Source organism: Robertmurraya mangrovi, from assembly GCF_034427655.1.
GTDB classification, from domain to species: Bacteria; Bacillota; Bacilli; order Bacillales; family Cytobacillaceae; genus Robertmurraya_A; species Robertmurraya_A mangrovi.
Genome location: NZ_JAXOFX010000024.1, coordinates 42,720 through 50,361, shown reverse-complemented (window position 1 = coordinate 50,361; position 7,642 = coordinate 42,720). Strand labels below are relative to the sequence as shown.

General features: G+C 36.5%; 7 protein-coding genes. 6 read left to right on the top strand and 1 reads right to left on the bottom strand.

Annotation, left to right across the window (positions count from 1 at the left end):
* Positions 1-209: 209 nt before the first annotated feature.
* A complete protein-coding gene (locus tag SM124_RS22110; RefSeq protein WP_322448683.1) occupies positions 210-416 on the top strand; it encodes a zinc ribbon domain-containing protein in 207 nt (68 codons plus the stop codon).
* 45 nt (positions 417-461) lie between these two features.
* On the opposite strand, the gene SM124_RS22105 is transcribed toward SM124_RS22110, so the two are convergent.
* Positions 462-2,171, bottom strand: coding sequence for an Rqc2 family fibronectin-binding protein (locus SM124_RS22105; protein ID WP_322448682.1), 1,710 nt, complete (start codon positions 2,169-2,171; stop codon positions 462-464).
* A 475-nt stretch (positions 2,172-2,646) separates the two neighbouring features.
* Here SM124_RS22105 and SM124_RS22100 point away from each other — a divergent pair, with 475 nt between their 5' ends.
* From SM124_RS22100 to rpoZ, 5 genes are all read left to right on the top strand, one after another.
* The gene (locus SM124_RS22100) at positions 2,647-5,325 is read left to right on the top strand and encodes a cation-translocating P-type ATPase (protein WP_322448681.1); all 2,679 of its coding nucleotides are present in this window, start codon (positions 2,647-2,649) and stop codon (positions 5,323-5,325) included.
* A 223-nt stretch (positions 5,326-5,548) separates the two neighbouring features.
* Positions 5,549-6,424, top strand: a complete 876-nt coding sequence (locus tag SM124_RS22095; protein ID WP_322448680.1) for a YicC/YloC family endoribonuclease — start codon at positions 5,549-5,551, stop codon at positions 6,422-6,424.
* A 61-nt stretch (positions 6,425-6,485) separates the two neighbouring features.
* Positions 6,486-6,749 carry an extracellular matrix/biofilm regulator RemA gene (remA, locus tag SM124_RS22090; protein WP_003350261.1) on the top strand — a complete coding sequence of 88 codons (264 nt, stop codon included), beginning with the start codon at positions 6,486-6,488 and terminating at the stop codon, positions 6,747-6,749.
* 9 nt (positions 6,750-6,758) lie between these two features.
* Positions 6,759-7,373 (top strand): guanylate kinase, encoded by a 615-nt coding sequence (gene gmk / locus SM124_RS22085; RefSeq protein WP_322448679.1) that lies wholly within the window; start codon positions 6,759-6,761, stop codon positions 7,371-7,373.
* A gap of 3 nt (positions 7,374-7,376) precedes the next feature.
* A complete protein-coding gene (rpoZ, locus tag SM124_RS22080) occupies positions 7,377-7,592 on the top strand; it encodes a DNA-directed RNA polymerase subunit omega (RefSeq protein WP_322448678.1) in 216 nt (71 codons plus the stop codon).
* Positions 7,593-7,642 lie beyond the last annotated feature (50 nt).

Here is a 7,642-nt window from a genome sequence, read left to right as displayed (position 1 = left end):
CCTCTGCTTTAGAGCATTATCTAAAAGCACACACTGTAATATAAATTGAACCGCCGTATACGGAACCGTACGTACGGTGGTGTGAGAGGGGCGAAAATAATCAACTTATTTTCCCTCTACTCGATTTTGTGATACTGAATTCTTAAATTGGTGGAACTATTTCCCTTATAAGTCGTAAAGTAACTATAGAATATAAGGAGGAATTTTACATGAGTGAAAAAGGATGTATTAAATGTGGCAGTAGGGACGCTGGTCAAAAGGAAGTAGCGATGACAGGAACGGGATTGTCTAAGATGTTTGATATTCAAAACAATAAGTTTCTAGTAGTTTATTGTAAAAAATGTGGTTACTCAGAGTTTTATAATAAGCAATCTTCAACAGCTTCTAATGTATTAGATTTCTTTTTTGGCGGGTAAAAAGGGGGAGGTAAACATTCATCAATGCTTACCTTCCATACATAGTTATTGTTTTAATGCTAGTACTACTTCTTCGTCCGGTGTTACATAAACGGTTTGCTGATGGTCATATATAACAAAACCAGGCTTGGCTCCACTTGGCTTTTTAACATGGCGAACTTGTGTGAAGTCAACAGGAACCGAACTTGAATTTCTCGCCTTACTGAAATATGCTGCTAGTTTGGCTGCTTCGATGATTGTTGACTCATTAGGTTCCTGACTTCGTATAACAACATGGGATCCTGGAATGTCTTTTGTATGAAGCCAAATTTCGTCTCTCGCAGCAACTTTATTTGTTAAGTAATCATTCTGTTTATTATTTTTTCCAACAAGTATTTCAGTACCATCTGTTGAAAGATAGCGATCTAGTTCTGGTTTAACATTACTAGGCTTTTTATTTCCTTTCTTTTGACGATCCCTTAAATAACCTTCTTCAATGAGCTCGTCTCTAATTTCCTGAATATCTTTTGTTGAAGCTGATTCAATTTGCTGTATAAGTGCATCAAAATATTCCACTTCTTCTGTTGCCTTTTCAATCTGTTCCTTAACAATCGTTAAAGCTGTTTTGGCTTTTTGATATTTAGTAAAATACTTTTGAGCATTTTCAGATGGGTTTTTTCTTGGATCGAGCGGGATGATAACATTCCCACCATTTTCGTCGTAGTAGTTCATTACTTCAATCTCGCTCATCCCTCTTTGAACAGCAAATAAGTTAGCTGTTAAAAGCTCTCCATATAATTGAAATTGATCCGCTTTATTAGCATCCTCGAGTGTTTTTATTAACTTATCAATCTTCTTTTCATTTTTCTCTTTCTCATTTGAAATAAAACGTTCTAAGTCATTTCCTTGTTGCTTTACTCTATCTCGTTCTGCTTTTCCGAAATAAAAGCGATCGAGCATGTCACTTAAATTTGAAAATGATTTTGTTTCTCCATCTAGATGAGTAAGAGGAAACAAGTAAAAGCTCTCCTTGGTTGATCCAAGAGTAATGCTTGGTTCGTATTGGTGAGTTTCCACTTTATTCATTAGAGATACAAATGACTTAGGAAGGGTCACTCGATTTGCCATGCCAGCTTGGTAAACTGCTTCACGTGCAAAAAGTGGAGAGATACCAGCAAATTGCTGTACAAGTTGCTTATCAAGATTTCCTCCGTTAAAATCAATCCTCTTAGCGATTTCTTGCTCATTAATATTTAGAGGATTCGTCTTCTCTTGTTCTGGAGGGAGTTTATATTCCTGTCCTGGTAGAATGGCTCGATGAGTATTTACTGCATAAGAAACATGCTTAATGCTGTCTAAAATCATGTTTTTAGTTTTATCAACTAATACGATGTTACTGTGTCGGCCCATGATTTCAATAATTAATTGTTTATTAGATAAATCTCCAATTTCGTTTCTACCTTTTACTTCGATCACTAAAATTCGGTCAAGACCGATTTGGTGAATATCCTCTAATATGTATCCCTCTAAATGTTTTCTAAGCAACATACAAAACATAGGTGGCTCACTTGGATTTTCATATTGTTCATTTGTTAATTGTGCCCTTGCATAGCTCGGGTGTACAGATAAAAGAAGCTTATGATTTTTACCATTTGCTCTTACGACAAGTACAATTTCGTTTTTAAATGGCTGATGAATTTTATTAATTCTTCCACCCTTAAGATTAAGGGAAAGCTCTTCCGTCATCGCTCTTGTAAATAAACCATCAAAAGACATAGTTAACATCCTTTTCTATATAAAATAACTTTATTTTTGTAGTTGAATTGTTATCCGCTTTGAAATTGTCCAGTTCCAGTGGCTAGCCCCTCGAGTCATAAGCCAAAATCCTCCAGAAGTTTTCGGGCTTCCTACGTATTTCGTCTTATGCTTGTCGGGGCTGACCAAGCCACTTCCACTTTTAAAATTATCCAGCTCCGACTCCTAGAGTCTCGAGAATAAGTCAAATCCCTCCAGTGGTTTAACAACCACCTACGGGATTCGTCTTATTCTGGTCGACTCTAAACAGTCGTCTCCGCTTTTAAAAATATCATAGCATTTTTTTGGACGAGTCTGAATAAGCTTTCATGAGGATGTATTAGGACAACCTGCGTTTTTCTTCTTCTAAAATCATAACTTCAAATGATTAGAAGTACAATGCAGATGCTCCAATATTTATGTTTTTAAAATTTAAAGGAGGAAGTGAGATGGCCGGATGAAGTTCCATGAACTGAATGAGAGAGAAGTAGAAAAAGCCTTAAATACGGACTTTTCGGCAGGCTTAACAGAAGCAGATGTAAAAAATCGCAGAAAGCAATATGGACTCAATGAACTAGAAGAAGGTGAAAAGCAATCTGCTTTGCTCTTATTCTTTAGTCAGTTTAAAGATTTTATGGTTCTCGTATTGCTTGCTGCTACACTAATTTCTGGCCTGTTAGGTGAATATATAGATGCAATTGCTATTATTGCCATCGTTATTGTTAATGGCTTTCTCGGCTTTTTTCAGGAAAGAAAAGCAGAAAAATCTCTTCAGGCTTTAAAAGAATTATCGGCCCCTCAAGTGCAGGTTCTAAGAGACGGAGAATGGGTTAAGATTCCGTCTAAGGAGCTAGTTGTCGGTGATCTTGTTAAGTTTACAAGTGGAGACCGAATTGGGGCAGATGTAAGATTAATTGAAGCAAGAAGTTTAGAAATTGAAGAATCAGCTTTAACGGGTGAGAGCTTACCAGTTCAAAAGAAGACTAGTAAACTTACAAGTTCTAACCTTGGAATAGGCGATTTAGAAAATATGGCATTCATGGGAACGATGGTTACTAGAGGTAGTGGGGTTGGAGTCGTTGTTGCTATAGGAATGAAAACGGCGATGGGGCAAATTGCTGACCTACTACAAAATGCAGAAACAATGGAAACTCCACTTCAACGAAGACTTGAACAATTAGGAAAAATCCTCATCACAGCGGCGTTAATTTTAACAGTATTAGTTGTTCTTGTTGGAGTATTGCAAGGTCATGATTTATATACGATGTTCTTGGCTGGGGTTTCATTAGCAGTTGCCGCAATTCCAGAAGGATTACCAGCGATTGTAACAGTAGCATTATCATTAGGTGTTCAAAGAATGATTAAGAACAACGCAATTGTTAGAAAGCTGCCAGCAGTTGAAACATTAGGGTGTGCTTCTGTCATTTGTTCCGATAAAACAGGTACGATGACTCAAAATAAAATGACTGTTACTCACCTTTGGAGTAGCGGTACAGTGTGGAAAGTAGATGGCGTAGGATATAATCCTCGCGGAAGTTTCTACAGGAATGAGAACGAAATTGATATAAAGGATGAAAAAGCACTTCAACAAATGTTAATGTTTGGAATGCTTTGTAATCATGCAGAAGTGAAAAAGAAAGATGAAGACTTTATCGTTGATGGTGATCCAACTGAAGGAGCACTATTAGTGGCTGCGATGAAAGCAGGGTATAACCGAAATCAACTTTTAACTCAATTTGAAATCATTAACGAATTCCCATTCGATTCTGTCAGAAAAATGATGACGGTCGTTGTTAAGGATCAAAATGGACGTCAATTCATCGTAACAAAAGGGGCACCAGATGTTTTAGCCAATGTTAGTGAATCGATTTTATGGGATGGAAAACGTCAATTATTATCAAAAGATATGCAAAACCAAGTGCAAGAGGCGATTAATGACTTAGCTTCCCAAGCACTAAGAACGATTGCCATTGGCTTTAAAGAGGTTCCGGCAAAAACCGTTATATTAGATGAGAAAGAAGCAGAAAAAGACTTAACTTTTATTGGTCTTCAAGGAATGATTGATCCTCCTAGACCAGAAGTGAAACAAGCGGTTAAAGAGTGTAAGGAAGCTGGAATTAAAACGGTTATGATTACAGGTGACCATGTCATTACCGCAAAAGCAATTGCCACACAACTTGGTATACTAACTAAGGGAAGTAAGGTTTTAGATGGTAAGGCATTATCTGAAATGTCTGTTGAAGAATTAGAAGAAGTGGTCGATGATGTTTCAGTCTTTGCTCGTGTTTCTCCTGAGCATAAATTAAAAATTGTTAAAGCTCTACAAAATAGAGGCCATATTGTAGCGATGACTGGTGACGGTGTAAACGATGCGCCAGCCATTAAAGCAGCTGATATTGGGGTAGCGATGGGAATTACGGGTACGGACGTTGCTAAAGAGGCGTCAGCTCTAGTTTTACTCGATGATAATTTTGCTACCATTAAAGCAGCGATTAAAGAAGGACGTAACATCTATGAAAATATTCGTAAATTTATTCGTTACCTACTAGCTTCAAACGTTGGGGAAATCTTGGTTATGTTATTTGCGATGTTACTAGCATTGCCGCTTCCACTCGTTCCAATACAAATACTTTGGGTTAATTTAGTTACAGACGGCCTACCAGCGATGGCGCTAGGCTTAGATAAACCAGAAGATGATGTAATGAAGAGGAAACCAAGAAGTCCTAAAGAAGGGGTTTTTGCTAGAGGCTTAGGATGGAAGGTTGTCTCTAGGGGATTCTTAATTGGTATCGTCACTCTCATTGCGTTTATGATTACGTACTACCAAGACACAGAAAATTTAGTTTATGCACAAACAATTGCATTTGCTACACTAGTTATGGCACAGCTGATCCATGTTTTTGATTGTCGCAGTGAAAAATCAGTCTTTTCTAGAAATCCTTTCGGGAATAAGTATTTAGTTTGGGCTGTAATATCTTCTGTGATTTTAATGCTAATTGTTATTTACTATCCACCGTTACAACCTATTTTTCATACCGTACCTGTTGAACTTCGCGATTGGTTCTTAGTAGTAGGTTTAGCGTCTGTACCAACTTTTTTACTTGCAGGTTCATTTTTGATGAGAAAAACAAAATAAAATGTGTTATAATCCAAAAGGTAGTAGGGGATGCTCTATTACCTTTTCTTTATTTTCACTTTTAGCTCTTTATTTTACATAAGTTTCACCTATTAACCTGAGCAGTCCATAATTTCTACATAATAAGAAAACATAATCAGAATTTAACTAAGTGTTTAGTTATTCTCTAAGAAACTTAGTAAGTCCACTCCTTGACTTTTTTCATAGATTGGATGTGTTGTTAATGGTCGTTAGTATGACAGGGTTTGGTAGAAGTAAGCGGGAAATAGACTCATATCGAGTAACCGTAGAAATGAAATCAGTCAATCATCGCTTTTCAGAGTTCCATATTCGCATGCCTCGCCAATTATTAAATATTGAAGATAAGCTTAAGAAAAAAATGGGTGAGTATGTACAACGCGGAAGAATTGAACTTTTCGTAACCGTTGAAGGAGAAGGAATTCTTAATAGGAAGGTAAATATTGATTGGAATTTATTAAACGAGTATTATCAAAACATCTTAAAAATACAGGATTTATACAATTTGAAAAAAGATATTACTCTCGAAGACTTACTTAATCGGGAAGAATTTATCTCGATTGATGAAGAAGAAGCTGGAAATAAACGTATTGAAGCACTTGTTTTAGAAACCACGGAAGAGGCTGTTATTCAATTACAACAAATGAGAGAAATTGAAGGTGCAGCACTAGCTAATGATATGAAGGATCATTTAACGTTAATTAGCGAAAAGGTTCACTTGTTAAAAAAGTATGCTCCAAACGTAGTTTTACAGTATAAGGAACGTCTTAGTAAAAGAATGAAGGAATATTCTGAAGGGCTCATTGATGAATCTCGCTTAATTAATGAAGTTGCTATTTTTGCTGATAAGGCAGATATAAATGAAGAATTAACGAGATTGAATAGTCATATTGAACAATTCCAGAAGACTTTAGAGATCAAAGAAGCAATTGGGAGAAAGCTGGATTTCTTGTTACAAGAGATGAATCGTGAGGTAAATACCATTGGTTCCAAAGCGAACGATTCTTCGATTGCAAAAGAAGTGGTTGAACTAAAAAGTTTGCTCGAAAAAATCAAAGAGCAAGTGCAAAATATTGAGTAGCATTTGTTTAGAATAGGGCAGGCAGGGTCAAAATAAGTAACTGAATGACTGGGGGACCAACATGTCAATAAAATTAATTAACATCGGTTTTGGTAACATAGTTTCCGCAAACCGAATTATATCGATTGTAAGTCCTGAATCAGCACCGATAAAAAGAATCATTCAGGATGCCCGTGATCGAGGTTCACTTATCGATGCGACATACGGTAGACGGACACGTGCGGTTATTGTCATGGATAGCGATCATGTTATCCTATCAGCAGTTCAACCAGAAACTGTAGCCCACCGTTTAAATGATCGGGATGAAATTATTGATGAAGGGTAGGATCATTTCATGCAAGAAAAGGGTTTATTAATTGTTCTTTCAGGACCCTCAGGAGTTGGAAAAGGTACTGTAAGAAAGGAAATTTTCTCACAACCTGATACAGCCTTTGAATACTCTATTTCCATGACTACTCGTACTCCGAGAGCAGGAGAAGTGGACGGAGTTGATTATTTCTTTAAAACTCGCGAAGAGTTTGAAGGATTAATCGAACAAGGAAAGCTTTTAGAATATGCGGAGTTTGTTGGAAACTATTATGGGACTCCAGTAGATTATGTAAGAGAAACATTGGATAGAGGTAAAGATATTTTCTTAGAAATAGAAGTACAAGGTGCAAGACAAGTTCGTGAAAAATTCCCTGAAGGATTATTTATTTTCTTATCTCCGCCAAGTCTTTCGGAGTTGAAAAATAGAATTGTAACAAGAGGTACTGAAACAGAAGATGTAATTAACAATCGCATGAAAACGGCAAGAGAAGAACTTGAAATGATGCATTTATACGACTATGTGGTAGAAAATGATCAAATCGAGCTAGCTTGTGAACGTATTAAAGCCATTGTAGTAGCAGAACATTGCCGAAGAGAACGTGTTGAGGCAAGATATAAAAAAATGTTGGAGGTAGATTGATCTATGCTTTATCCATCTATTGATTCTTTAATGACGAAAATTGATTCTAAATATTCATTGGTTTCTGTTGCAGCTAAGCGTGCACGTAAGCTTCAACAAGATGCTAAACCACAGTTAGACAAGTATGTTTCTCATAAACAAGTTGGTAAGGCGTTAGAAGAGATTCACGCTGATAAACTAACATATAGAGTTTCTAGAACGGAAGAAGACGAAGAATAATTTTAAGAACAACCTACTCAAATAGGTTGTTTTTTAATGTTTTGAAAGAA